The sequence below is a fragment of the Rhizobium beringeri genome (assembly GCF_004306515.1).
Classification (GTDB): domain Bacteria; phylum Pseudomonadota; class Alphaproteobacteria; order Rhizobiales; family Rhizobiaceae; genus Rhizobium; species Rhizobium beringeri.
In genome coordinates, this window is record NZ_SILG01000001.1 from 4,333,037 (window position 1) to 4,357,195 (window position 24,159).

Sequence of the window (24,159 nt, forward strand, 5' to 3'; positions counted from 1 at the left end):
GTAACGGCGACCGCGTCATGCAAAGCCTGCTATGCAAGCCATTGCCGTTAACAAATGCTTGCATCAACATGGTTAACAATTCCTCAATTAGGCTTACCGAAAGTTTAATTCACATCGGCAGGGAGGCTAAACCGCGCCCGCGCAGGGCCTCGGCAATTTCCTCTAAAATCGTTGGATCATCAATGGTTGCAGGCATTTTCCAGGGTATGCCGTCGGCGATCTTCTGCATCGTGCCGCGCAGGATTTTACCGGAGCGTGTCTTCGGCAACCGGTTAACGGTGATGGCCGTCTTGAAGGCAGCAACAGGCCCGATCGAATCACGAATCATCGCCACGACCTCTGATTCGATCGCCGTCGCGTCACGGGAAACATGTCGTTTCAGCACCAGGAAACCGCAGGGCGCCTGACCCTTCAGCACATCGATCACGCCGATAACAGCGCATTCGGCGACATCGGGATGACGCGCACAGACCTCCTCCATCGCCCCGGTCGAGAGCCGATGACCGGCGCAATTGATGATGTCGTCGGTGCGCGACATGATGAAGAGATAGCCGTCCTCATCGACGTAGCCAGCATCGGCCGTCTTATAGTAACCGGGAAACTCATCGAGATAGGCCGAGCGAAAACGTTCGTCCGCGTTCCAGAGGGTCGGCAGGCAGCCGGGCGCCAAGGGCAGCTTGACGACGATATTGCCGAGCGTTCCCGCCTCGATCGGATGACCGGCATCGTCGAGCACCGCAATATCATAGCCGGGCATCGGCAGTGTCGGCGAACCGTGCTTGATGGGAAGGGCGCCGAGACCGAGCGGATTTGCGGCGATCGGCCAGCCGGTCTCCGTCTGCCACCAATGATCGATGATCGGTATGCCAAGCATACGCTCCGCCCATTTCAGCGTCTCCGGATCCGCTCTCTCGCCGGCCAGAAACAGCGCTCGTAGATCCGGCATGGGATACTTGTGCATCAATTCACCGTCACCATCCTCCCGCCGGATGGCTCGGAATGCCGTCGGCGCCGTGAACAGCACCCGCACCTTATGCTCTGAAACGATGCGCCAGAATGTGCCGGCATCCGGAGTGCCGACCGGTTTTCCCTCAAAGATCAGAGTGGTTACGCCGGCGAGCAGCGGGGCATAGACGATATAAGAATGTCCGACGACCCAGCCGATATCCGAAGCCGTCCAGAAAACCTCGCCCGGCTTCAAGCCGTAGATATTCCGCATCGACCAGTTGAGCGCGACCATATGGCCGCCATTGTCGCGCACGACGCCCTTCGGCTGGCCCGTCGTGCCCGAGGTATAGAGGATGTAGAGCGGATCGGTCGCCTTGACGGAGACACAGGCGATCTCGGCGCCACGATGCTGCGCCACCGCCGCCTCGAAATCCTGATCGCGGCCGCTGACGAGATCTGCCCGAAGCTCCGGTCGCTGCAGCACCAGACAGCGCTCCGGCTTCGAACGCGCGATCTCGATCGCCTGATCGACCAGGGGTTTATAGGCGACGATGCGACCAGGCTCGAGCCCGCAGCTCGCGGTGATCACCAGCTTCGCACCGCAATCGTCGATGCGCGCCGCAAGTTCGCTGGCGGCAAACCCGCCGAAAACGACGGAGTGAACCGCACCGATGCGGGCGCAGGCGAGCATGGAAAAGACCGCCTGCGGCACCATCGGCATATAAAGGATGACGCGATCGCCTTTGCCGATGCCGCGTTCGAGCAACGCTGCTGCGATGGCCATCACCTCCCGAAGCAGCTCATCATAGGTGAAATGGCGCTTCTCACCGTTCATCGCGCTGTCGAAGATCACCGCTGTCTCGCCGCCGCGGCCGGCAGCCACATGCCGGTCCAGGCAATTGTGGCAGGTATTGGTTTCCGCGCCGGAAAACCAGCGGCCGTAGACGCCCTCATTGGGCGAAAAAATCCGCGCCGGCGGTTTGAACCAGTCGATGTCACTGGCCGCTTCGCGCCAGAAGGCTTCGGGATCGCCTTTCCAGGCCGCGTAGACCTGATGATAGCCGTTCTGCATCTGCTCCTCCCCAGGACATGCAAACCTCGATATCAATCTAGGCGGCATTGAGGGGAACAGGAAGCCCGACCAAAGCAGCGTTTCAGCGCGTGCCGAATATCGCTGATCCCACACGCACGCTGGTGGCGCCGAAGGCGATTGCCGTCCCGTAGTCGCCTGACATGCCCATGGAAAGTTTTTCGACGCCGCTTTTGAGCGCGAGCTTTGCCAGCAGGGCGAAATGCGGCCCGGGATTTTCCTCGGCCGGCGGAATGCACATCAAACCTTCGATGGAAAGGCCGAGCTCATCGCGGCAAAGGGCAACGAAGTCCGACGTGTCGTCAGGAGCAATGCCCGCCTTCTGCGGTTCGAGCCCGGTATTGACCTGGACATAGAGCCGCAGCGCCTTGCCCTGCCGCTTCATCTCCTCGGCAAGCGCGCGGGCGATCTTTTCCCGGTCCACCGTCTCGATGACGTCGAAAAGCGCTACCGCGTCCGCGGCTTTGTTCGATTGCAGCGGTCCGATCAGATGCAGCTTGATATCCGGACGCTCGGCTTTCAGCGCTGGCCACTTGCCCTGGCTTTCCTGCACCCGGTTCTCGCCGAAGACGCGCTGTCCGGCTTCGATGGCCGGACGGATCGCGTCCGCCTCGAAGGTCTTCGACACCGCGACTAGCTGAACGAAACCCGCCGGACGACCTGCCGCTCGTTCCCCGGCCGCAATCCGTGATCGCACGTCGTTCAACCGCTCTTGAAGTTCCATCGTTCTGCCTCGACATACCAGGATGAAAGGATTGGCAATGAACTAACCAGCCAACCTGTGCTTGCCAAGACCCGCCTTCGCGAAATCGCTTGCGCGTGATCAAGATCGGACGCTTGCAGCGCCTGCAAAACTTGACGCTACGGTGGTTTCATGGTGAAGGTCTCGGCCAACTCCCCTGATTTTCCGGAAATACGAATACTATGGCCACCGAACGTTATAATCCGCGCGATGCCGAGCCCCGCTGGCAGCAGAAATGGAATGAAGACAAGGTCTTCGAGACCGACAATGCCGATCCGCGCGAAAAATATTACGTCCTCGAAATGTTCCCCTATCCATCGGGGCGCATCCATATGGGCCATGTCCGCAACTACGCCATGGGCGATGTCGTCGCCCGCTACAAGCGCGCGCGGGGCTACAACGTCCTGCACCCGATGGGCTGGGACGCTTTCGGCATGCCAGCAGAGAATGCCGCCATGGAACGCGGCGTGCATCCCGCTTCCTGGACCTACCAGAATATCGGCTCGATGAAGGCGCAGCTGAAGGCCATGGGGCTCTCGCTGGACTGGAGCCGCGAATTCGCCACCTGCGACGTTGAATATTACCAGCACCAGCAGCATCTCTTCGTGGATTTTCTGGAAAAGGGCCTGGTCTACCGCAAGCAGTCGAAGGTCAACTGGGATCCTGTCGACAACACCGTGCTGGCCAACGAACAGGTGATCGACGGCCGCGGCTGGCGTTCCGGTGCGTTGGTCGAACAGCGCGAGCTGACGCAATGGTTCTTCAAGATCACCGATTTTAGCCAGGATCTGCTCGACGCGCTGGATACGCTCGACCAGTGGCCAGAAAAAGTGCGGCTGATGCAGAAGAACTGGATCGGCCGCTCGGAAGGCCTGACGATCCGCTGGGAGATCGTGCCGGAAACGGCACCTGCCGGCGAGAGCGAAGTCACGGTCTATACCACCCGGCCGGACACGCTGTTCGGCGCCTCCTTCCTGGCGATCGCCGCCGATCATCCGCTGGCGAAGGATGCTGCCGCGAAGAACGCCGATATCGAAGCCTTCTGCGAGGAGTGCCGCCGTGCCGGCACGTCGCTCGCAGCACTCGAGACCGCCGAAAAGAAGGGCATGGATACCGGCATCCGCGTCAGGCATCCGCTTGATCCCTCCTGGGAGCTGCCTGTCTATATCGCCAATTTCGTCCTGATGGATTACGGCACGGGCGCGATCTTCGGCTGCCCATCAGGCGATCAGCGCGACCTCGATTTTGCCCGCAAATACGGCCTGCCGGTCGTGGCCGTAGTCATGCCGAAAGATGGCGATGCTGCAAGCTTTGCCGTCGGCGACACCGCCTATGACGGCGATGGCGTGATGATCAACTCCCGCTTCCTCAACGGCAAGACGACGGAGGAAGCCTTCAATATCGTTGCCGACCGCCTGTCTGCCGCTTCACTCGGCAATGCGCCGCAGGGCGAACGCAAGGTCAATTTCCGTCTGCGCGATTGGGGCATTTCCCGTCAGCGTTATTGGGGCTGCCCGATCCCGGTCATCCATTGCGATGATTGTGGTGTCGTGCCGGTGCCGAAGAAGGACCTGCCGGTCAAGCTGCCCGACGACGTCACCTTCGACCAGCCGGGCAATCCGCTCGACCGTCATCCGACCTGGCGTCATGTCTCCTGCCCGAACTGCGGCAAGGATGCCCGCCGCGAGACGGATACGATGGATACTTTCGTCGATTCGAGCTGGTATTTCACCCGCTTTACCGCGCCCTGGGAAGGAAAGCCGACCGATCCCGAGGCTGCGAACCGCTGGCTGCCGGTCGACCAGTATATCGGCGGCATCGAGCACGCGATCCTGCACCTGCTCTATTCCCGCTTCTTCACCCGCGCCATGCGCGAAACCGGTCACGTCGCCGCCACCGAACCTTTCAAGGGACTCTTCACCCAGGGCATGGTGGTCCACGAAACCTATAGCCGCGGCGCCGGCGCCGGCCGCGAATGGGTGGCACCCGCTGATATCCGCATCGACGAAATCGACGGCAAACGCCGGGCTTTCTTGCTGACGAACAACGAGGAAGTCGCGATCGGCTCGATCGAGAAGATGTCGAAATCGAAAAAAAACGTTGTCGATCCTGACGATATCATCGCCTCCTACGGCGCCGATACCGCTCGTTTCTTCGTTCTGTCCGACTCCCCGCCGGAGCGTGATGTCATCTGGTCCGAGGCAGGCGTTGAAGGCGCTCATCGCTTTACCCAACGTCTGTGGCGCCTGATTTCCGAAGTCGCCGATGCGTTGGCCGCCGTCGCACCGGCGCCGGCAACCGATGGCGAAGCCTTGTCAATCTCGCAGGCTGCCCACAAGACGCTGAAGGCGGTCCAGAACGACTATGACAAGCTCTGGTTCAACAAAGCCGTTGCCCGAATTTATGAACTCGTCAACGCGCTGGCCGCACCGATGACGAGGGTTGCGGCAGGCGAGGGTGATGCCACCTATCGCGCGGCGGTACGCGATGCTGCGGAGATCCTGATTCAACTCGTCTCTCCGATGACGCCGCATCTGGCTGAGGAATGCTGGGCCGCGCTCGGCAATAAAGGACTGCTTGCCCGGGCAAGCTGGCCGCAATACGACAAAACACTCGTCATCGAAAACGATGTCGTCCTGCCGGTACAGATCAACGGCAAGAAACGCGCTGAATTGACAATTTCTCGCGATGCAGATCAGAATGCCGTCACCGACGCCGTGCTGGATCTGGATGCGGTGAAGAACGCGTTGAACGGACAGGCACCGAAGAAGATCATCGTGGTTCCCCAAAGGATTGTAAACATTGTCGTCTGATATCGCTTGCAAGCTGGCTCGCAATGCCGGCATCGCCATGATCCTTGCCTCCGCGGCTTTTCTCTCCGCCTGCCAGGTTCGCCCGCTCTACTCCGAGAATTCCGGCGTCACTGAAAAGCTTTCATCGGTCGGCTTTTCCCCGGCAGGCAGCCGCATCGAGCAGCAGGTTCGTAACCACCTGATCTTCCTTGCGTCGCGTGGGGCCGGCGAGCCTGAAAAACCGGAATATCAGGTCGAAATACACGCCTCATCGTCCGTTGCCGATACGTTGCTGACGGAATCCGCCGATACCTCGCGAGCCGGTCGTGTGACCGTCAGCGTCACCTACATGCTGCGCGCGGCGACCGACAATCACGTCATCAAGGCGGGCAGCCGAGCGACCACGGCGCTGGTGGATTTCCCTGACCAGGAATTTGCCAAGCAGCGGGCAATCCGCGATGCCGAAAACCGAGCGGCGGATCAGGTGGCGGAATTCGTAGGAGCCGATATCGCCGCTGCTCTCAGCCGCTGAGGGCGGAGATGTGGCAGAGATAAAATCCCACGAATTCGAGACTTTCCTGCAGAAATCGGCACGGAACTATCGGATTTTCGTCATCTACGGGCCGGATCGCGGCCTTGTTTCCGAACGAGCGGGCCTGCTCGCCGGCAAGAGCGGTGTCGCTCTCGATGATCCCTTCTCATTGACGAAACTCGATATCGGCGACCTGCAGAAGGATCCCGGTCGGTTGGTCGACGAGGTCCACTCGATCGGGCTGTTCGGCGGTGAGAAACTGATCTGGATCCGCGGTGCCGCCAACGAGAAATACCTCGTCGATTCCCTGGCGCTGCTGGCTGAAAAACCACTCGAAGCCGCCAATCTGATCGTCGAGGCCGGCGACCTGAAGAAGGGCTCGTTGCTGCGTAAGACAGCCGAAGCCGCACGATCTGTCATGACGATCCCGTCCTACGCCGATGACAGCCGCGCCCTCAATGCCTTGATCGATACTGAACTCGGTGCAGAGAAGCTCGGCATTACGCCGGCCGCGCGCCAGGCGCTCATAGCCTTGATCGGCGGTGACAGGATCGCTTCCCGAAACGAGGTGCGTAAGCTCGCTCTCTACTGCCGCGGCTTCGATACAGTCGAAGAACATCACGTTACCGAAATAATCGGCGACGCCAGCGCCATTTCGGTTGACGATGCCGTTGATGCCATCCTCGGCGGCGATCTCAACGCCTTTCTGCACGCCATGCAAAAAATCAGCAGCTCGAAGACCGCAATTTTTCTCGTTCTGCAGGCATGCCTGAAGCAATTCCAGCTTCTGGACTCGATGCGCGCCGAGATGGATGAAAAACGGCTGCAGCCGCCTCAAATCATGCAGACGATGGGGAGGCATCTGCATTTTCGCCGCAAGCCGATCATCGAACAGGCACTGCGCCAGTGGACCGCGGAAAGCATCGCGCGTGAATCCAATCGGCTGCAGGCCGCTATTCTGCAAAGTCGACGGCGACAGGTGCTGGAGGACAGCGTCGCAATGCAAACGCTTCTGTCCACCACGCTTCAATCTGGCCGAAAATCCGCCTGAATAGTATCGGGCCGAAAATCGGAACCAATTTTCGGCCCGCACGATGCGAGAATTGAAAGAGTGAGTGCGTCCTTTGCGCGTTTGAAAGGACGCACGGCGCTCTAGCGCCTCTCAAGCAAGCGGCAGATTTCCTCGAGCTGTTCTAGTGACTTATAGGAAATTTTGATCTGACCACCACTTGACTTGTGATTGATCGCAACTTCAAGGCCAAGTGCATCGGAAAGTGTCCGCTCCAGCGCCAGCGTGTCGGAATCCTTCTGATCTCGCCGTAAGGCCGCCTGCTGTGGTTCCGACTGGGCCTTGATATTGTTTTGCGCCAGCTTTTCCGCGTCACGCACCGACATGCCCTTGGCAACGATCGTACGGGCGAGACTTGCCGGGTCAGATGTCGAAACCAGTGCGCGCGCGTGCCCAGCCGACAGGCTGCCGGCGGCAAGCAGATCGCGAACCGGATCCGGCAGCTTCAGCAAGCGCAAGGAGTTGGCAACGTGGCTGCGGCTCTTACCAATGATCTCCCCCAGGTCGTTCTGGGTGTAACCATATTCGGCAATAAGCTGCTCATAGCCCAGCGCCTCTTCGAGCGCATTGAGATCCGCGCGCTGCACGTTTTCGACAATGGCAATTTCCAGCGCCGTCTTATCATCCACGTCACGGACGATGACAGGAATCTCGATCAGCCCGGCAAGCTGAGCTGCGCGCCAACGTCGCTCGCCGGCGATGATTTCATATCGATCCCGCGACATAGTCCGCACAACAATCGGCTGAACAATACCGTGTTGACGAATGGAGCTTGCGAGATCATGCAGCTCAGCGTCATCGAAGAAACGACGAGGATTGCGAGGATTACGGCTAACGAACTCGATCGGGATCATCCTGTCGGCACTGATAATCCGCTCGGCTTCCACCGGAACAGGCTGATCCATTTCACCAATCAGCGCCGCAAGGCCACGGCCCAATCGCCTCTTCGATACATCGTCATTCATGATCTACACTCACCTACACCCCGAAAATGATATCACGCGGCCAGTCTTTGGCGCTCTCGCTGGATGACCTCGGAGGCCAGCTGCAGATAGGCCTGACTGCCAGCGCACTTCAAGTCATAGAGAATGGCCGGCTTGCCGTAAGACGGAGCCTCAGAAACCCGGACGTTGCGCGGAATTAACGTGTGGTAAACCTTGTCCCCGAGATGCGTGCGCACATCATTGACAACCTGCTGGGCAAGATTGTTGCGCGCATCGAACATCGTCAGGACGATCCCTTGAATATCCAGACGCGGGTTAACCGTCCGCCGGACCTGGCTGACCGTCTCAAGCAGCTGACTCAACCCCTCCAGCGCAAAGAATTCACATTGCAGCGGCACCAAGACCGAATGAGCTGCCGCCATGGCATTCATCGTCAGCAGATTGAATGATGGCGGGCAGTCCAGAAGAATATAAGAGAACGCCATTGCTTCGGGCGAAGACAACGCTTTCCGCAATTTGAAGACCCGATCGCTCTGCTGCGAGATCTCCATCTCGATGCCGAGAAGGTCCATCGTCGACGGGACGATAAAGAGATTAGGAACCGCTGTTTCGAGAGTGACTTCGGGGATCCCACGATCACCAACCATCAGATCATAGGAGGAAAGCTTGCGATCACGACGATCGATACCGAGGCCGGTGCTGGCATTGCCCTGCGGGTCGAGATCGACGATCAAGACACGCTCACCAATAGCAGCAAGCGCCGTTGCTAGATTGATTGCTGTGGTCGTTTTACCAACGCCACCCTTCTGATTTGCGATGGTGATAATCCGATGTCGTTCGCCAGCCATTGCCGCAATATCCCATCTGTTAAACCAAGCGCCGGAGATTTGATACTTCCAAAACAACGGATTCCTGCTCGACGGCGCTCTTATGTTCTAACAGATCGAATTCCCACCGACCACGTGCTTTGTCGATTTCCCTCAGGTAATCCCGGCCTTTGTGAAAAAAGCCATGACAATTTTCCTTGCCAAGCATCCAGGAGGCTGAATAGCCGAGAAGCCCATCAAGATCGGCAAGGGCGCGCGCTGAAATCGCGTCACATTCGCCAACTTCCGTATAGGCATCTTCGATTCGAGTGATATGCACGCTGCCGCGCGCATTTGTCTCCCGCAACGCGGTCCTAAGAAACGCCGCCTTTTTATGGTTACTTTCGACCAGATGTACCCATCCGTCCTGCAATTCGGCCAGAAAAATCGCCGTAATGACGCCGGGAAAGCCACCACCACTCCCGAGGTCGACCCAGCTTATCGGTTGCGGATGGATCTGAAAGACCTGGCTACTATCAGCGATGTGCCGGTCCCATAAGTCATCGAGGGTCGACGGTGCCACTAGATTAATAGCTTTCGCCCACTTCTGAAACAGCGCAGCGAAGTGTAGAAGCCGTTCCTGTGTTTCACGTGAAACACGCAAGCCGTTTAATTCCATTCTGAAAGACTCTCAAATCTTGTAATCAGGCTCTATGACGCTCAGAAGAGGGCAGGCGCCGCAAGTGAACAAGCAGCAATGCGATTGCCGCGGGCGTCATTCCTTCAACGATTGCAGCCTGGGCAATATTGAAAGGGCGAGCAGCACTGAGCTTCGCCTTAAGCTCGCTGGAGAGACCGGAAAGTGCGTCATAATTGAAATCAAGTGGTATCTGTCGCTCTTCGTCGCGCTGCTGATCAGCAATCGCCGTCGCTTGCCGATCCAGATAAACCGAATAGCCGGCCTCGATTTCCAACGCTTCCGCAACTTTCGGCCTGATCGCGACATGCGTCTCCGGCCAGACCTGCCGGAGCGTGGAAAAATCGTAATTTGGATAAGATAGTAAATCATAGGCAGTTCGGCGCTGACCATCGAGATTGATATTCAGGCCAGCGCGTCGCGCCTCATTCGGTGTAACCGTCAGCGACTGCAACAGCACTCGACCACCTTCGATTTCTGCCTGATAGGATGTGAATCGCTGCGCCCGCTCGCCGCTTACGCATCCAAGCCGCATAGCCAGGGGCGTCAAACGCATATCGGCATTGTCAGCTCGTAACGTCAGTCGATACTCCGCACGCGATGTAAACATTCGATACGGTTCCGTAACACCCCGTGACGTGAGATCGTCAATCATGACGCCGATGTAGGAGCTCGTCCGGCTAAAATGAAACGGATCCGAATCATTGCTTCGCAAAGCAGCATTCAACCCGGCTGCGAGGCCTTGAGCGGCTGCCTCTTCATATCCGGTTGTGCCATTGATCTGGCCGGCGAGAAACAGGCCTCTCAACCGTTTGACCTCCAACGATGGCGTCAGCTCTCTCGGATCGACATGATCATATTCGATCGCATAGCCCGGTTGCAGTATTCTTGCCAGTTCGAGACCCGGAATCGTTTTAATGAATTCGGCCTGTACCTCCGCCGGCAAGGAGGTGGAAATCCCGTTTGGATAAATCGTGTCATCGTCCAGCCCCTCAGGCTCGAGAAAGACCTGATGTCCATCCCGCTCTCCAAATTTCACCAGCTTGTCTTCGATAGACGGGCAATAACGAGGCCCGACGCCTTCGATCTGCCCAGAATACATTGCCGAGCGCATAATATTGTCGACAATGATGCGATGGGTCGCTTCGGTCGTCCTGGTGACTCCGCATTCGATCTGTTGGGTGGTAATCGCGTCGGTCATGAAGGAGAAAGGAACAAGCTCCTCGTCTGCCCCTTGTCGACCGACGGATTGCCAGTCGATCGTCTTTCCATCCAGCCGCGCTGGCGTTCCGGTCTTCAGACGTCCCAACTGTAATCCCAAGCGGCCCAGGGTAGCAGACAATCCGATCGACGGTGGTTCACCGACACGCCCGGCCGGTGTCTTTTCCGAGCCGATATGAATAAGGCCGCGTAGAAAGGTGCCAGTGGTCAAAACCACCGCCGGCGCTTTCAAGATCCGACCATCCTTCATGATCACGCCGGCGACGCGACCATCGACAACCTCTAGATCAAACGCATCGCCTTCGATGATATCCAGGCCAGGCGTCGCTTCGATCGCCGCCAGCATTGCCGAGCGATAAAGCTTTCGATCAGCCTGCGTCCGCGGTCCTCGGACAGCCGCGCCTTTCTTCTTGTTCAGCATCCTGAACTGAATGCCCGCGGCATCGGCGACGCGTCCCATCAGACCGTCCATCGCGTCGATTTCCCGAACCAGATGGCCCTTGCCAAGCCCACCGATCGCCGGATTGCAAGACATGACGCCGATCGTGTCTCGTCTATGCGTAACCAGGCCGGTTTTCGCCCCGAGGCGCGCAGCTGCGCTGGCAGCCTCCGAGCCCGCATGGCCGCCACCTATCACAATCACATCGAAGGCATTATCCGTCATTCAAGACTCCACATCCGGCGGACGTTTCACGTGAAACTTGCGCAAGCTGGCGCCCAAGGTTTCACGTGAATCATTTGCCGATACAAAACTCTGAGAAGATCACACCGAGTAGCTGTTCGACATCCACCCTTCCGGTAATTCTGCCCAAATACTCAGCCGCAATTCGCAGCTGCTCGGTCCGCAGTTCAAGATTCACATCCGGCTGCGATATGGCCGCATCAAGCGCCGCTAAACATTTCGCTAGCGAATCCTTATGCCGCTGCCGGCTGGGGATTGCCATAGACAGGCCGGCAAAACGTCTGTCGACGATGTCGCCGATCAACCGCCGTAGTTCAGGGAGACCCTCACCCGTCGCGGTCGAAATCTGCAGATCATATCGACCCGAAGCTATTTCGGTCAGATCCTTCTTTGTCCCGACAGTAACATGCGGAGAGGACTGCTCCAAGTCGTCGGGAATCAGCGGTTTCGTCATGTCGACCAGCAACAGGACAAGATCGGCATCACGTAATGCTACGCGCGCGCGCCGCACACCTTCCATTTCGACTCTGTCATCCGCCTCGCGAAGACCCGCAGTGTCATAGAGCTTGATCAGGTAACCATCAATGTCGAGATCAACCTGCAGGACATCGCGGGTGGTTCCGGCAATCTCCGTCACGATTGCGACGTCTCGACGCGCCAAAGCGTTCAATAGGCTCGATTTTCCAGCATTCGGAGCCCCGGCGATGACCACCTTGAAGCCGTCTCGGATAATCTCGCCGGCCGAAGCTGCGGCCAGGTGATCCTCGATATCGCCGCGAAGCTTCGCCATATCGGCCCAAACCACATCCGATACTGACCCTGGAATGTCATCCTCGTCGGGGAAATCAAGCTCCGCCTCGATCAACGCTCGGGCGCGCGTTAATCGTTCCGCCCACGAATCGTAAATTGCCGAAAGTCCGCCCGCGCTATGTTCCACCGCAAGGCGTCTCTGCATTTCGGTCTCGGCGCCAATGAGATCAGCCAGCCCTTCCACCTCGACGAGATCAAGCTTGCCGTTCTCGAAAGCTCGGCGGGAGAACTCACCCTCGACCGCCATCCGAACACCCGGAGTATCGCCAAGCGCGTGAAACAGCGCCGCCAGCACGGCTCTGCTGCCGTGGATCTGCAGCTCGCCAACATCCTCGCCGGTAAACGAATTCGGAGCAGGAAAAAACAGCACCAGGCCGCTATCAATCGGCTGATTGTTACGAGTCCGAATCGTTCGGTAAGACGCATGCCGAGCTTCTGGAACGGATCCGACGAGCTTCATCAAAATGTCTCTGGTCAACGGGCCGCTGATTCGAACGACTGAAACACCCGAAGGCAGGGCACCGCTCGATAGTGCATATATGGTATCATTCAACATGGCCATATCGCCTGGTTGATCGCTTGGGATAGAAATCGATTCCTTCAAATAGAAAAGCTGGCGACATCATGACGATGTCCCCAGCTCTCATAGAATGAATCCGACTAAAGATTATGTGTTCATCGATTCGAAGAAGTCGGAATTGTTCTTCGTCTGCTTGAGCTTGTCGATGAGGAATTCGACCGCATCGGTCGTGCCCATCGGAGCAAGGATGCGGCGAAGCACGAAGATCTTCTGCAGATCCTGGCGCGGAACCAGAAGGTCCTCCTTGCGTGTACCGGACTTCAGGATGTCCATGGCCGGAAAGATGCGCTTATCGGCGACCTTGCGATCGAGGACGATTTCCGAGTTGCCCGTGCCCTTGAATTCTTCGAAGATCACTTCGTCCATGCGGCTGCCGGTATCGATCAGCGCGGTCGCGATGATCGTCAAAGAGCCGCCTTCCTCGATGTTACGCGCCGCGCCGAAGAAGCGTTTCGGCCGCTGCAGAGCGTTGGCGTCCACACCGCCCGTCAGGACCTTGCCTGACGAGGGAACGACGGTGTTATAGGCACGGCCCAGCCGCGTGATCGAATCGAGCAGGATGACAACGTCGCGGCCGTGCTCGACAAGGCGCTTGGCCTTCTCAATGACCATCTCGGCGACCTGCACGTGACGCACGGCCGGTTCGTCGAAGGTCGAGGAAATAACCTCGCCGCGAACCGAGCGCTGCATGTCGGTCACTTCTTCTGGGCGTTCATCGATCAGCAGGACGATCAGATAGCACTCCGGATGGTTGGCGGTGATCGAATGCGCGATGTTCTGCAGCAACACGGTTTTACCGGTACGCGGCGGCGCGACGATCAATCCACGCTGGCCCTTGCCGAGCGGCGCCACCAGGTCGATCACGCGCGGCGACAGATCCTTGGTGGTGGGAATATCCAGTTCCATCTTGAAGCGCTCGTTCGGATAGAGCGGCGTCAGATTGTCGAAATGAACCTTGTGACGGATCTTTTCCGGATCGTCGAAATTGATGGTGTTGACCTTGAGCAGCGCGAAATAGCGCTCGCCTTCCTTCGGCCCCCGGATGGGGCCCTCGACCGTATCGCCGGTTTTCAGCGAGAAACGGCGGATTTGCGATGGGGAGATGTAAATATCGTCCGGGCCCGGCAGGTAGTTCGCATTGGGCGACCGCAGGAAGCCGAAACCGTCCTGCAGCACTTCGACGACGCCTTCGCCGATGATTTCGACATCCTGGCTGGCAAGCATCTTGAGGATCGCAAACATCAGCTCCTGCTTGCGCATCGTGCTTGCATTCTCGACCTCGAGCGATTCGGCAAATGCCAGCAGATCCGTCGGGGATTTACTCTTAAGTTCCTGAAGCTTCATTTCAGCCATGAAGTGACCAATACTCTTTTCAATTTCAAAGGGGAAAGGCGATGTTGGGTCGTATTCGGTACCGCGAAAGGGCTCGCAGACGACTGAACTCTACACACATGCCACGTAGATGAGATGCGCGGAAAATAGCGACTCGCAATCGCTGCCGCAAGAGGGCTGCTGAAAATGAAGCAAATTTAACCTGAGGACGATTTTCCTCAGAACGGCTTCACCACGACGAGGATGACGATCACGATCATCAGCACCGTCGGCGCCTCGTTCATGAACCGCCAATAGCGCGCGGAGCGGCGATTTTCATCCCGCTCAAAGGCTCCAACGGCGCGGCTGAAGAACATATGAACACCGGTCAGCAACACGACGAGACCGATCTTGGCATGTAGCCAACCGCCTTGGAATCCGTAAACCGACCAGGCGAGATAGAGGCCGAAAATCCACGTCAACATCATCGCCGGCGTCATGATGATTCGAAGTAGCCGACGCTCCATCACCTTGAAGGTTTCCGATTGCACCGAGCCCGGCTCCGCATCGGTGTGATAGATGAACAGCCGCGGCATATAGAACAGCCCAGCCATCCAGGAAATGACCGCGATGATGTGCAGCGCCTTGATCCAGAGGTAGAGATTATCGGGGTTCCAGGCAAAAAGCCCGACCGCCATCAGTGCGAAGAATGCCAGCGCAAAATGAGCCCGGCGCCGGGCGTAAGCGCCAGATCTCCGATCCGTCTGTTTTTCCATCATCACGCCCCGCCTCGTACGCGCCCACCTCGCACGTGATCGACCAGCAGACGCACATGCTCTGGGTCGGCCTGCGGCGTAATGCCATGACCGAGATTGAAAATCAGCGGACCATTGCCGAGGTGCTGCAGAATATCGTCGATGCCGTCTTCCAACACCCGGCCGCCGGCAACGACGCGCATCGGATCGAGGTTGCCCTGAACCGGTCCATCCTTTTGAAGTTCGGCTGCAAAGGCCAGCGGGACCGACCAGTCGAGGCCGATTGCATCTGCGCCCGTCTTCTGGCGATAGGTTTTCAGCTGGTAGCCGGCGCCCTTGGCAAAAGCGATGATGCGAGCATGTGGCCGTTGCGATTTGACCGAAGCGATCATCCGCGCAACCGGCCTGATCGCGAACGCCTCGAATTCCTTCTCGCCGAGAACACCAGCCCAGGAATCGAAGATCTGCACGGCATCCGCGCCGGCATCGATCTGGGCGACGAGATAGTCGGCCGATACGTCGGCAAGCAGCATCAGCAGATGCTCGAAGGCGCGGGGATGCCTGTAGGCGAAGAGACGGGCAGGCGCCTGATCCGGCGTGCCGTGACCGGCGATCATGTAGGTCGCAACTGTCCATGGCGCGCCACAGAAGCCGAGCAGCGTCGTCTCCGCCGGCAACTCGTCCCGCAGCCGCCGCACCGTCTCCAGAACCGGCCTGAGATAATCGACAACCTCTTCGCCATTCAATCTGCCGATACCGGCTTCATCGATGGGATCCATCTCCGGACCATGACCCTCGGTGAACCGGACATTCCGCTTCATTGCATCGGGAATGACCAGGATATCGGAAAACAGAATGGCGGCATCGAAGCCATAGCGGCGGATCGGCTGCAATGTCACTTCGACGGCGTGGTCAGGCGTATAGCAGAGATCGAGAAAACTCCCTGCCTTTGCCCGCGTCTCCCTATATTCCGGGAGATAACGTCCTGCCTGTCTCATCAGCCAGAGAGGAGGAGGGGAGAGGCTCTCGCCACTCAAAACCCTCATGATCTTTCGCCGCGTATCGCTCAAGCGCTTCTTCCCTATAAAAAAACAAAGATCTTTTAAAAGGTTTCTATTTCTTAGAGTCGGTGACTATCAAGGATTAAAATCCATCCACCGCCGATGCCATTTGTCGCGCGGCTGTAGAAGAACATCGGAAAGATTTGTCCATCTTGTCCAAATTTCGGGGAGAAGCCGAATCCGAAAATGATTCCAAATCCTTCCAGCTCGGCAATTTTTCTCATAGCTGTGGATAGGCTGTGGACGAGCTTTCAAGAAGCCTAGCCCTTCCCCGTCGTCCACAGGGTCAACCGAAACCGATCGGCAAAATCCGAAATGTGGATAAAGAGGCATGTTTTCCCTTGCCGGAGACTGCCTCGCCGCCGTAGCTCTGTTTCATCCAGTCTTTTCAACAGGCAGCGGAAAATAGCGTGGAGAACAGAACGAACTTCTTTCATCTGCATCTGATTTCTGACTCAACCGGAGAGACTCTGATCTCTGCCGGGCGCGCCGCGTCGGCGCAATTCAGATCGGCGCAGCCGATCGAACATGTCTACCCGCTGATCCGCAATCGCAAGCAGCTGCTGCCGGTTCTGCAGGCGATCGATGACGCCCCCGGTATCGTGCTCTACACCATTGTCGACCGGGAGCTTGCAAGCCTGATCGATGAGCGCTGCATCGAGATGGGCGTCGCCTCGGTGAATGTGCTGGAGCCGGTGATGAATGCCTTCCAGATCTATCTCGGGGCTCCATCGCGCCGTCGGGTTGGAGCCCAGCATGTGATGAATGCCGGCTACTTCGCGCGTATCGAAGCGCTGAATTTCACCATGGATCACGATGACGGTCAGATGCCCGACGACTACAACGACGCCGATGTCGTGATCATCGGCATCAGCCGTACGTCGAAAACACCGACCAGCATCTACCTCGCCAACCGAGGCATCAAGACGGCGAACATTCCGATCGTCTATGGCGTTCCATTGCCGGAGAGCCTCTTCGTCGCGAGCAAACCGCTGATCGTCTGTCTGATCGCCACCACCGACCGCATTTCCCAGGTGCGGGAAAATCGTGTGCTCGGGGTGACGCAGGGCTTCGACCGCGAACACTACACCGATCGCGCCGCGATTTCGGAGGAGCTGAAATATGCCCGCTCGCTTTGCGCCCGTCACAACTGGCCGCTGATCGACGTCACCCGCCGCTCAATCGAGGAAACAGCCGCGGCAATCGTTGCCCTGCGCCCGAAGCTGCGCTAAGCGCTGACGAAAAGCCGGCACTCCGAGGAACCCATGACGCCGAAACTCATCCTTGCATCGTCGAGTCCCTTTCGCCGGATGCTCATGGAAAATGCCGGTCTGTCCTTCGTGGCGCATGCCGCAGGGATCGATGAACGGGCCGTCGAAGCGCCGTTGGAAAGAGCTGGCGCAAAGCCCGATACTGTGGCCATCGTCCTGGCCAGGGCCAAGGCCGAGGAAGTCAGCAGCCGTTTTCCGGATAGCCTGGTCATCGGTTCAGATCAAACGATGTCGCTCGGTGACCGCGTCTTCCATAAGCCGAAGGACATGGCCGACGCAGCCAGTCATCTTCAAGCCCTTTCGGGCGTAACACACCGATTGAACAGCGCTGTCGCAATCATCAGCGATGGCGTGGTCTTGTGGGAACATCTCGCCCATGCGGACCTGACGATGCGGCAGCTGACGGTGGAGTTTATCGCCAGACATCTGGCGCGGGTTGGCGAGCGAGCGCTTTCCAGTGTCGGCGCTTATCAATTGGAGGGGCAGGGCATCCAGCTCTTCGAGAAGATCGAGGGTGACTATTTCACCATTCTTGGCCTGCCGATGCTGCCGCTCTTAAAAAAATTGCGAGAACTCGGAGCGATCGATGGGTGATTCACGTGAAACATTCGGGCCGAAAGCGTTTGTCACGGGCTTTCCCATCAAGCACTCGCGCTCGCCGCTGATCCACGGATATTGGCTGAAGACGCTCGGCCTGCCGGGTAGCTACCGCGCTCATGAAGTGGCACCCGAGGCCTTTGCCGATTTCATTCACTCGCTAAAGGACGGCAGTTCCGGCTTTACCGGAGGCAATGTCACCATTCCCCACAAGGAATTGGCGTTCCGGCTCGCCGACAAACCGGACGCGCTATCGCACGAGCTCGGCGCCGCGAACACGCTCTGGCTGGAGGATGGTGCGCTACATGCGACGAATACCGACGGTCGCGGCTTCATCGCCAATCTCGACGAACGCCATCCGGGCTGGGACCGGCATGGCACGGCGGTCGTCTTTGGCGCCGGCGGCGCCAGCCGGGCGATCATCCAGGCGGTCCGTGATCGCGGTTTCAACGAGATCCATGTCGTCAATCGTACCGTCGAACGCGCGCGTGAACTCGCGGATCGCTTTGGCCCGCGTGTTCAAGCCCACCCGGCCGGGGCGCTTGCCGAAGTGATGAAAGGTGCGGGCCTGTTCATCAATACCACCTCGCTCGGCATGGACGGCGAAGCGGCGCCGCAACTCGATTTCTCGCCTCTGGCAGCCGATGCCGTCGTCACCGATATCGTCTATGTACCCTTGAAGACGCCGATCCTGACACAGGCGGAAGAGCAAGGATTTCCCATTGTCGATGGTCTCGGCATGCTGCTGCATCAGGCCGTGCCCGGATTCGAGAGATGGTTCGGCCAGCGTCCCATCGTCGACGCAGCGCTGCGCGCGCTCATCATCGCGGATATGGAATCACACTGATGCTGAAGATCGGTCTCACCGGCTCTATCGGAATGGGAAAATCGACGGCGGCAAAGCTCTTCGCCGATGCCGGAATCCCGGTGAACGATTCTGATGCCGTGGTCCACGATCTCTATGCCGGCGAGGCTGCACCCCTGGTGAATGCCGCCTTCCCCGGCACGATGAAGGATGGAGCAGTCGATCGGCGTGAACTTGGCCGCCGGCTCGCTGTTCATCCTGACGGCTTCCAACGCCTGGAAGCGATCGTCCATCCGCTGGTTCGTAAACGCGAGACGGAATTTCTGGAGCGACAGCGCGCAGCCGGCGCCGACATGGTATTGCTCGATATTCCATTACTTTTCGAAACCGGCGCCGAGGCAAGAGTGGATATCGTCGTCGTCGTCAGCACTGATCCACAGATTCAGCGCCAGAGGGTGCTTGCGCGCCCAGACATGACCGAGGAAAAATTCGACATGATTCTCTCCCGCCAGACACCGGACGCGGAAAAACGGCGGCGGGCCGATTATCTGATCGACACCAGTCACAGTATCGCGGCGACGAGGGAACGGGTGCTCGAGATCGTCGCCGACCTGAAAACGCGGATTGCCAAGGGAGATTTCCGGAATGCGTGAGATCATCTTCGATACGGAAACCACCGGCCTCGACAACCGCGCCGACCGCATTATCGAAATCGGCGGCATCGAGCTCTTCAATCATTTCCCCACAGGCAACACGATCCACATCTTCATCAATCCTGGAGATCAGAAAGTTCATCCGGATGCGCTCGCCGTGCACGGCATCACCGATGAATTCCTGAAGGACAAGAAGCCTTTTGGGGAGGTTGCCGAACAAATCCTTACCTTCTTCGGCGATGCGAAGTGGATTGCCCATAACGCCACCTTCGATATGGGCTTCATCAACGCGGAATTCGCGCGAATCGGTTTGCCGCCAATCCTGCCGGAAAGGGTGCTTGACACCCTATCGATGGCGCGGCGCAAACACCCGATGGGACCGAATTCGCTCGATGCGCTCTGCCGACGCTACGGCATCGATAACTCGCACCGCACCAAACACGGCGCGCTGCTCGACTCCGAATTGCTCGCCGAAGTCTATATCGAGATGATCGGTGGCAGGCAGGCAGCCCTCGGCCTCGGCATGGCCGGCAAATCCAACCAGGCAGCTCGCGGTGACATGGAAGACGATGTGGTGATTGCCGCGGTTCTCGAGCGGCCCCGGCCGCTCGCCCCGCGCCTCAGCCAAATCGAGGAGCAGGCACATGAGGCGCTCGTCGCCAAGCTCGGTGAAAAAAGCGTCTGGGCGAAATACGCCAACCTCGATTAAACCGGTCCTCAATTGAAAATGCCCGGGACCAGCCCGGGCATCCGCATTTCAGACAAGAAAGAGCCGGTCAGTTCGGAACGGCCTGAACCTTGGCGCGGGCCTGTTCTTCGGCAACGCGCTGAGCGAACATTTGCGTGAAGTCGATCGGATCGATCATCAGCGGCGGGAAACCACCGTTGCGGGTGACGTCGGCGATGATCTGACGGGCGAAGGGGAAAAGCATGCGCGGGCACTCGATGAAGAGAACCGGCAGCATGTGTTCCTGCGGGAAACCGGCAACCCGGAAGACGCCGCCATAGGTGAGTTCGGTATGGAAAACCGTCTTGTCGCCGTCCTTGGCTTCGGCATTCAGCGACAGCACGACATCGAAATCCGTATCGGAAAGCGGGTTGGCGTTGACGTTCACATTGATGTTGATCGTCGGCGCCTTGTCGCGGGCCTGCAGCGAACGCGGCGCACCCGGATTTTCGAAGGAAAGATCCTTGGTATATTGCGCAAGGATCGAAAGGGTGGGGTTGGTCGCACCGTTGCTGTTGTTATCGTCTGCCATTGGCTTTTCCTCGAGGGGCATGGGAATGGTGCCGCCATCTAACATTTCAGGGAAGGGCTTACAACCCTGGGCGCTTGGCGCGGTTGATCAGCCGCAGTGCCTCAATCGCCGAGATGCTTGCCGGACCACGGCGAGTTGCGATCCGGCTCTCTATGATAGTCCTCTTCGTCGAGATCGACCACCTTCGAGTTCGGCTTGCGGTCGCGGAAATCGGGTTGCGGAGCGGAGGAAAAACCGCCCTTGGCATTGACGACGACGAAGCGTTTGACGATCACCCGCCAGACGAGATCGCGCACCGGCGGGATGAGAATGAGGATCGCGATGATATCTGTGAGGAAGCCGGGAATGATCAGGAGCAGCGAGGCGATGACGTTCATCGCCGGCCGCAGCAGGTCGCGGCCCGGCATTACCCCATTTCGTCCTTCACTCGACATGCGGCGCAAAATACCGATGCCCTGCCTGCGCAGCAGAACCACACCGATAACAAAACCCAGCATGACGAGCGCGAGTGTCAGCCACAATCCGATAGCCCGGCCGACGACGACGAAACCGGCAATTTCGGCGAGCGGCAGCAGCAGAATGAAAGCTGGCAGGATCGAAAAACGCATCTCGGTCATGTCCCGGGCTCGCCGGTCTCCTCTTGGCGCTGGCGAAGATGCCAGCCATCATTTGAATCATCTGTATAGGCAGACTATATGGGAGTACAAATCAGAGATGTTAACGGCGGCTGCGATACGATATGAGTTCGAACGACTTCATCACATTATTTTTCCTGGTGGCGGCTGTGCTGATTTTCTTTCAGCTCCGCTCCGTGCTCGGGCGCCGCACAGGAAATGAGAAGCCGCCGCGCGATCTCTATACGCCGCGGGATGCGGCTCCGGCCGAAGCCGCCGATGCCGGCAAGGTCGTGACGCTGCCGCGCCGCGATGCGACGACGGAGGACGAGGATCGCTTCGCCGCCATCGATGCTTTCGCGGCGCCCGGAACGCCGCTCAACGAATCGCTGCGCGCGCTGAACAAGGCCGATCCCGCCTTCAGCCCGAAGGAGTTTCTGAACGGCGCCCGCATGGCTTACGAAATGATCGTCATGGCCTACGCCGATGGCGACCGGAAAACGCTGAAGAACTTGCTGTCCCGCGAAGTCTATGACGGGTTCGATGCGGCGATCGGCGAGCGCGAAGCCCGGGGCGAGAAGGTGAAGTCCACCTTCGTCGGCATCGACAAGGCCGAAATCACCCATGCGGAAACGAAGGGCAGCGAAGCGCAGATCACCGTGCGCATCGTCAGCCAGCTGATATCGGCCACCTACGACAAGGCGGATGTGCTGATCGAAGGCGACGCCGAAAACGTCGCCGAGGTCAACGACCTCTGGACCTTCGCCCGCGACACTCGTTCGCGCGATCCGAACTGGAAACTCGTGGCGACCGAATCGGAACATGAGTGACCACGCATCGGACTTCGTCCTGCAGGCCATAAGCTTCGACACTCTGGAAGGCTGGAAGGATGATGATCCCTCCGGCCTTTTTGAAGTCATGCGAAGCTGCCGGCGGCAGATCACCGATGTCAAACCGTACCGTACCGGATCGCTTGGCCTGAGCTCGGAAGACCTGCTTCCGCTTCTCGCCGCCGCCGAAGATTTCACGCCGTCATCTCCGGCATTGGCACGCGCCTTTTTCGAAAGGCACTGTCGGCCTTTTCTGATCCGCCGCAAGGATGGCAATTCCGGCTTCGTCACCGCCTTCTACGAACCTGATATCGACGTGTCGGAGCGGCCGGACGAAATTTTCCGTTTTCCTTTCTACAGGCGCCCGGACGATCTGATCGATCTCGACGACGCCAATCGTCCCGTCGAGCTCGACAAGACCTATGCTTTCGGCCGTCTGCATGACGGCCGCGTCGCAGCCTATCCGGACCGCCGCGCCATCGATCAGGGTTTTCTCGAAGGCCGCGGCCTCGAAATTGCCTGGGCGAAGTCGAAGGTCGATGTCTTCTTCGTGCATGTGCAGGGTGCTGCCCGCCTGCGCTATAAGGATGGTCGTATCGGCCGCATCACCTATGCGGCGAAGGCCGGCCATGCTTTCTCGGCGATCGGCAAGCTGCTGATCGAGCGCGGGGAGATCGACCGGGCGGAGATTTCGATGCAGGCGATCCGTGCCTGGCTGGCGCGCAATCCCGAACGCGTCGACGAGGTGTTATGGCATAACCGCTCTTATATTTTTTTCCGTGAAGCGCCGGTTGCCGATCCGCAGGCAGGTCCGATAGCGGCCGCCAAGGTGCCGCTTCTCGCCGGGCGGTCGCTTGCGGTCGACCGGATGATCCATACCTTCGGCTTTCCGTTTTTCATTCACGCCGAAAGCCTCACCCATCTCGACCAGGGCCGGCCGTTCAGCCGGCTGATGCTGGCGCTCGATACCGGCTCAGCGATCGTCGGGCCGGCGCGGGGTGATATCTTCACCGGCTCGGGGGATATGGCCGGAGAAAGTGCCGGCACCGTCCGCAACGACGCCGATTTCGCCATCCTCATTCCCAATGCCGCCGCCGGAAGATTCGACTGATGGCCAGGGATCGCAAGCTGAGCGCGGATGAGAGGATCCTCTGGGGCAAGGTTGCCTGCAGCACGCGGCCGATGCCTGGTAAGGCGGGGGCGTTGACCGAACTCGATGCCTTTCTTGCCGAAGCCGAAGCGGCGGCTGAACGGGAACAGGAAAAGCAGACGCCCGCCACACTCATGCCGCTGCACCCGACAGCGCCGTCACCGCCGAAGCCATCGGCTGGGGTGCATCATCCGCTGGAAAAGCCGGTCAAGCGTAAGATCGCCAAGGGCCGGTTGGCGCTCGAAGCACGGATCGACCTGCACGGGCTGGTGCAGAGCCAGGCTCATGCCATCCTTCTCGATTTCCTGATCCGCGCCCACGAGCGCGGCATGCGCCATGTGCTCGTGATCACGGGCAAGGGCAGCTCGATGGGCAGCGAGGGCGCGCTGAAGCGGGCCGTGCCGCTCTGGTTTTCGAAGCCCGAATTTCGCTACCTGATCTCCTCCTATGAGCCGGCCGCACAGCACCATGGCGGTGAGGGCGCGCTTTACATTCGCCTGTCGCGGCGGCATGGGGAAAGGCCATGACACCCTTCGGGGAGGCGGTTCGCAGGCTACGGGCGCGCAAGGGTGTCTCGCAGAAGGAGATGGCGGAAGCGCTGAATGTCTCTCCCGCCTATCTTTCGGCGCTCGAACATGGAAAGCGTGGTTTACCGACCTTCGATCTGCTGCAGCGCATCGCCGGTTATTTCAACATTATCTGGGATGAAGCCGAGGAACTGTTCCTGCTCGCCCGCTCGTCCGACCCGCGCGTCGTGATCGACACCTCCGGCCTGCCCCCCGAATATACCGAATTTGCCAACCGGCTGGCCCGGCAGATTCGCAACCTTGACAGTGCAGAGATAGGCCGGCTATCGGCTCTTCTCGAAAATGGCGGCAAAGGCGACGGAAAAGCGTCATAATCCCCTGTTTTATGCCTTGTTTTAGGGGCTTGCCATTGG

Annotated in this window: 24 protein-coding genes; 12 read left to right on the forward strand and 12 right to left on the reverse strand. The window is 58.8% G+C overall.

Annotated elements, in window-relative coordinates:
* Positions 1–109: 109 nt before the first annotated feature.
* Both ELH03_RS21525 and ELH03_RS21530 read right to left on the reverse strand, forming a co-directional pair.
* On the reverse strand, positions 110–2,020 hold the full coding sequence (locus tag ELH03_RS21525; protein ID WP_130766618.1) for a propionyl-CoA synthetase: 1,911 nt from the start codon (positions 2,018–2,020) through the stop codon (positions 110–112).
* 82 nt (positions 2,021–2,102) lie between these two features.
* On the reverse strand, positions 2,103–2,762 hold the full coding sequence (locus ELH03_RS21530) for a YggS family pyridoxal phosphate-dependent enzyme (RefSeq protein ID WP_130766619.1): 660 nt from the start codon (positions 2,760–2,762) through the stop codon (positions 2,103–2,105).
* A gap of 200 nt (positions 2,763–2,962) precedes the next feature.
* On the opposite strand from ELH03_RS21530, the gene leuS reads away from it, so the two are divergent.
* Genes leuS through holA form a run of 3 tightly spaced genes read left to right on the forward strand, consistent with a single transcriptional unit; the run spans position 2,963 to position 7,155 of the window.
* On the forward strand, positions 2,963–5,593 hold the full coding sequence (gene leuS, locus ELH03_RS21535) for a leucine--tRNA ligase (RefSeq protein WP_130766620.1): 2,631 nt from the start codon (positions 2,963–2,965) through the stop codon (positions 5,591–5,593).
* Entirely contained in the window at positions 5,583–6,104 is a 522-nt protein-coding gene (gene lptE, locus ELH03_RS21540) for an LPS assembly lipoprotein LptE (protein ID WP_130766621.1), read from the forward strand. The genes leuS and lptE overlap by 11 nt, the downstream gene beginning before the upstream one ends.
* A 10-nt stretch (positions 6,105–6,114) precedes the next feature.
* Positions 6,115–7,155 (forward strand): DNA polymerase III subunit delta, encoded by a 1,041-nt coding sequence (gene holA / locus ELH03_RS21545; protein WP_128410375.1) that lies wholly within the window; start codon positions 6,115–6,117, stop codon positions 7,153–7,155.
* 101 nt (positions 7,156–7,256) lie between these two features.
* On the opposite strand, the gene ELH03_RS21550 is transcribed toward holA, so the two are convergent.
* The 8 genes from ELH03_RS21550 to hemE form a co-directional block, all read right to left on the reverse strand.
* Positions 7,257–8,138 carry a ParB/RepB/Spo0J family partition protein gene (locus ELH03_RS21550; protein WP_128401975.1) on the reverse strand — a complete coding sequence of 294 codons (882 nt, stop codon included), beginning with the start codon at positions 8,136–8,138 and terminating at the stop codon, positions 7,257–7,259.
* Between the two features lie 32 nt (positions 8,139–8,170).
* Positions 8,171–8,965: a ParA family protein gene (locus tag ELH03_RS21555; protein ID WP_011654065.1), complete on the reverse strand. Its 795-nt coding sequence runs from the start codon at positions 8,963–8,965 to the stop codon at positions 8,171–8,173.
* A 19-nt stretch (positions 8,966–8,984) separates the two neighbouring features.
* Positions 8,985–9,602: a 16S rRNA (guanine(527)-N(7))-methyltransferase RsmG gene (gene rsmG, locus ELH03_RS21560; protein ID WP_130766622.1), complete on the reverse strand. Its 618-nt coding sequence runs from the start codon at positions 9,600–9,602 to the stop codon at positions 8,985–8,987.
* 25 nt (positions 9,603–9,627) lie between these two features.
* Positions 9,628–11,505 carry a tRNA uridine-5-carboxymethylaminomethyl(34) synthesis enzyme MnmG gene (gene mnmG / locus ELH03_RS21565; RefSeq protein WP_130766623.1) on the reverse strand — a complete coding sequence of 626 codons (1,878 nt, stop codon included), beginning with the start codon at positions 11,503–11,505 and terminating at the stop codon, positions 9,628–9,630.
* A 70-nt stretch (positions 11,506–11,575) separates the two neighbouring features.
* On the reverse strand, positions 11,576–12,895 hold the full coding sequence (mnmE, locus tag ELH03_RS21570) for a tRNA uridine-5-carboxymethylaminomethyl(34) synthesis GTPase MnmE (protein WP_130766727.1): 1,320 nt from the start codon (positions 12,893–12,895) through the stop codon (positions 11,576–11,578).
* A 105-nt stretch (positions 12,896–13,000) separates the two neighbouring features.
* Positions 13,001–14,266: a transcription termination factor Rho gene (rho, locus tag ELH03_RS21575; protein WP_020052216.1), complete on the reverse strand. Its 1,266-nt coding sequence runs from the start codon at positions 14,264–14,266 to the stop codon at positions 13,001–13,003.
* A 197-nt stretch (positions 14,267–14,463) separates the two neighbouring features.
* Positions 14,464–15,000: a protoporphyrinogen oxidase HemJ gene (gene hemJ, locus ELH03_RS21580; RefSeq protein ID WP_105007771.1), complete on the reverse strand. Its 537-nt coding sequence runs from the start codon at positions 14,998–15,000 to the stop codon at positions 14,464–14,466.
* Between the two features lie 2 nt (positions 15,001–15,002).
* The gene (hemE, locus tag ELH03_RS21585) at positions 15,003–16,049 is read right to left on the reverse strand and encodes a uroporphyrinogen decarboxylase (RefSeq protein ID WP_130766624.1); all 1,047 of its coding nucleotides are present in this window, start codon (positions 16,047–16,049) and stop codon (positions 15,003–15,005) included.
* A 401-nt stretch (positions 16,050–16,450) separates the two neighbouring features.
* Here hemE and ELH03_RS21595 point away from each other — a divergent pair, with 401 nt between their 5' ends.
* The 5 genes from ELH03_RS21595 to dnaQ are packed head-to-tail and all read left to right on the forward strand — an operon-like array spanning position 16,451 to position 20,075.
* A complete protein-coding gene (locus ELH03_RS21595) occupies positions 16,451–17,272 on the forward strand; it encodes a pyruvate, water dikinase regulatory protein (RefSeq protein WP_011649834.1) in 822 nt (273 codons plus the stop codon).
* Positions 17,273–17,305: 33 nt separating this feature from the next.
* Positions 17,306–17,905, forward strand: coding sequence for a Maf-like protein (locus tag ELH03_RS21600; RefSeq protein WP_128401981.1), 600 nt, complete (start codon positions 17,306–17,308; stop codon positions 17,903–17,905).
* A complete protein-coding gene (locus tag ELH03_RS21605) occupies positions 17,898–18,755 on the forward strand; it encodes a shikimate dehydrogenase (RefSeq protein WP_128401982.1) in 858 nt (285 codons plus the stop codon). The genes ELH03_RS21600 and ELH03_RS21605 overlap by 8 nt, the downstream gene beginning before the upstream one ends.
* Entirely contained in the window at positions 18,755–19,366 is a 612-nt protein-coding gene (coaE, locus tag ELH03_RS21610; protein ID WP_128401983.1) for a dephospho-CoA kinase, read from the forward strand. The genes ELH03_RS21605 and coaE overlap by 1 nt, the downstream gene beginning before the upstream one ends.
* Positions 19,359–20,075 carry a DNA polymerase III subunit epsilon gene (dnaQ, locus tag ELH03_RS21615; protein ID WP_128410369.1) on the forward strand — a complete coding sequence of 239 codons (717 nt, stop codon included), beginning with the start codon at positions 19,359–19,361 and terminating at the stop codon, positions 20,073–20,075. Before coaE ends, dnaQ begins: the two co-directional genes overlap by 8 nt.
* A gap of 67 nt (positions 20,076–20,142) precedes the next feature.
* Here dnaQ and secB read toward each other — a convergent pair whose 3' ends face one another.
* Both secB and ELH03_RS21625 read right to left on the reverse strand, forming a co-directional pair.
* The gene (gene secB / locus ELH03_RS21620) at positions 20,143–20,625 is read right to left on the reverse strand and encodes a protein-export chaperone SecB (protein ID WP_017995590.1); all 483 of its coding nucleotides are present in this window, start codon (positions 20,623–20,625) and stop codon (positions 20,143–20,145) included.
* Positions 20,626–20,726: 101 nt separating this feature from the next.
* Positions 20,727–21,233 (reverse strand): FxsA family protein, encoded by a 507-nt coding sequence (locus tag ELH03_RS21625; protein WP_130766728.1) that lies wholly within the window; start codon positions 21,231–21,233, stop codon positions 20,727–20,729.
* A 131-nt stretch (positions 21,234–21,364) separates the two neighbouring features.
* Between ELH03_RS21625 and ELH03_RS21630 the strand changes: the two genes are divergently transcribed.
* From ELH03_RS21630 to ELH03_RS21645, 4 genes are read left to right on the forward strand one after another with little or no spacing between them, the layout of a single operon-like run.
* The gene (locus ELH03_RS21630) at positions 21,365–22,069 is read left to right on the forward strand and encodes a Tim44/TimA family putative adaptor protein (protein WP_018068923.1); all 705 of its coding nucleotides are present in this window, start codon (positions 21,365–21,367) and stop codon (positions 22,067–22,069) included.
* The gene (gene mltA, locus ELH03_RS21635; RefSeq protein ID WP_130766625.1) at positions 22,062–23,180 is read left to right on the forward strand and encodes a murein transglycosylase A; all 1,119 of its coding nucleotides are present in this window, start codon (positions 22,062–22,064) and stop codon (positions 23,178–23,180) included. The genes ELH03_RS21630 and mltA overlap by 8 nt, the downstream gene beginning before the upstream one ends.
* Complete coding sequence (locus ELH03_RS21640) at positions 23,180–23,746, forward strand: Smr/MutS family protein (RefSeq protein WP_130766626.1); 567 nt, start codon at positions 23,180–23,182, stop codon at positions 23,744–23,746. The genes mltA and ELH03_RS21640 overlap by 1 nt, the downstream gene beginning before the upstream one ends.
* The gene (locus tag ELH03_RS21645; protein ID WP_018244167.1) at positions 23,743–24,120 is read left to right on the forward strand and encodes a helix-turn-helix domain-containing protein; all 378 of its coding nucleotides are present in this window, start codon (positions 23,743–23,745) and stop codon (positions 24,118–24,120) included. The genes ELH03_RS21640 and ELH03_RS21645 overlap by 4 nt, the downstream gene beginning before the upstream one ends.
* The last annotated feature ends 39 nt before the right edge of the window (positions 24,121–24,159 follow it).

Excerpts from the sequence above, each read along its gene's own strand:
- ELH03_RS21525 (WP_130766618.1), bottom strand. The coding sequence starts at position 2,020 with ATGCAGAACGGCTATCATCAGGTCTACGCGGCCTGGAAAGGCGATCCC.
- rho (WP_020052216.1), bottom strand. The coding sequence starts at position 14,266 with ATGGCTGAAATGAAGCTTCAGGAACTTAAGAGTAAATCCCCGACGGAT.
- ELH03_RS21630 (WP_018068923.1), top strand. The coding sequence starts at position 21,365 with ATGAGTTCGAACGACTTCATCACATTATTTTTCCTGGTGGCGGCTGTG.
- ELH03_RS21605 (WP_128401982.1), top strand. The coding sequence starts at position 17,898 with ATGGGTGATTCACGTGAAACATTCGGGCCGAAAGCGTTTGTCACGGGC.
- rsmG (WP_130766622.1), bottom strand. The coding sequence starts at position 9,602 with ATGGAATTAAACGGCTTGCGTGTTTCACGTGAAACACAGGAACGGCTT.
- ELH03_RS21625 (WP_130766728.1), bottom strand. The coding sequence starts at position 21,233 with ATGCGTTTTTCGATCCTGCCAGCTTTCATTCTGCTGCTGCCGCTCGCC.
- ELH03_RS21600 (WP_128401981.1), top strand. The coding sequence starts at position 17,306 with ATGACGCCGAAACTCATCCTTGCATCGTCGAGTCCCTTTCGCCGGATG.
- ELH03_RS21530 (WP_130766619.1), bottom strand. The coding sequence starts at position 2,762 with ATGGAACTTCAAGAGCGGTTGAACGACGTGCGATCACGGATTGCGGCC.
- mnmE (WP_130766727.1), bottom strand. The coding sequence starts at position 12,895 with ATGGCCATGTTGAATGATACCATATATGCACTATCGAGCGGTGCCCTG.
- coaE (WP_128401983.1), top strand. The coding sequence starts at position 18,755 with ATGCTGAAGATCGGTCTCACCGGCTCTATCGGAATGGGAAAATCGACG.
- ELH03_RS21555 (WP_011654065.1), bottom strand. The coding sequence starts at position 8,965 with ATGGCTGGCGAACGACATCGGATTATCACCATCGCAAATCAGAAGGGT.
- hemJ (WP_105007771.1), bottom strand. The coding sequence starts at position 15,000 with ATGGAAAAACAGACGGATCGGAGATCTGGCGCTTACGCCCGGCGCCGG.
- ELH03_RS21550 (WP_128401975.1), bottom strand. The coding sequence starts at position 8,138 with ATGAATGACGATGTATCGAAGAGGCGATTGGGCCGTGGCCTTGCGGCG.
- mnmG (WP_130766623.1), bottom strand. The coding sequence starts at position 11,505 with ATGACGGATAATGCCTTCGATGTGATTGTGATAGGTGGCGGCCATGCG.
- ELH03_RS21640 (WP_130766626.1), top strand. The coding sequence starts at position 23,180 with ATGGCCAGGGATCGCAAGCTGAGCGCGGATGAGAGGATCCTCTGGGGC.
- ELH03_RS21645 (WP_018244167.1), top strand. The coding sequence starts at position 23,743 with ATGACACCCTTCGGGGAGGCGGTTCGCAGGCTACGGGCGCGCAAGGGT.
- mltA (WP_130766625.1), top strand. The coding sequence starts at position 22,062 with ATGAGTGACCACGCATCGGACTTCGTCCTGCAGGCCATAAGCTTCGAC.
- leuS (WP_130766620.1), top strand. The coding sequence starts at position 2,963 with ATGGCCACCGAACGTTATAATCCGCGCGATGCCGAGCCCCGCTGGCAG.
- dnaQ (WP_128410369.1), top strand. The coding sequence starts at position 19,359 with ATGCGTGAGATCATCTTCGATACGGAAACCACCGGCCTCGACAACCGC.
- secB (WP_017995590.1), bottom strand. The coding sequence starts at position 20,625 with ATGGCAGACGATAACAACAGCAACGGTGCGACCAACCCCACCCTTTCG.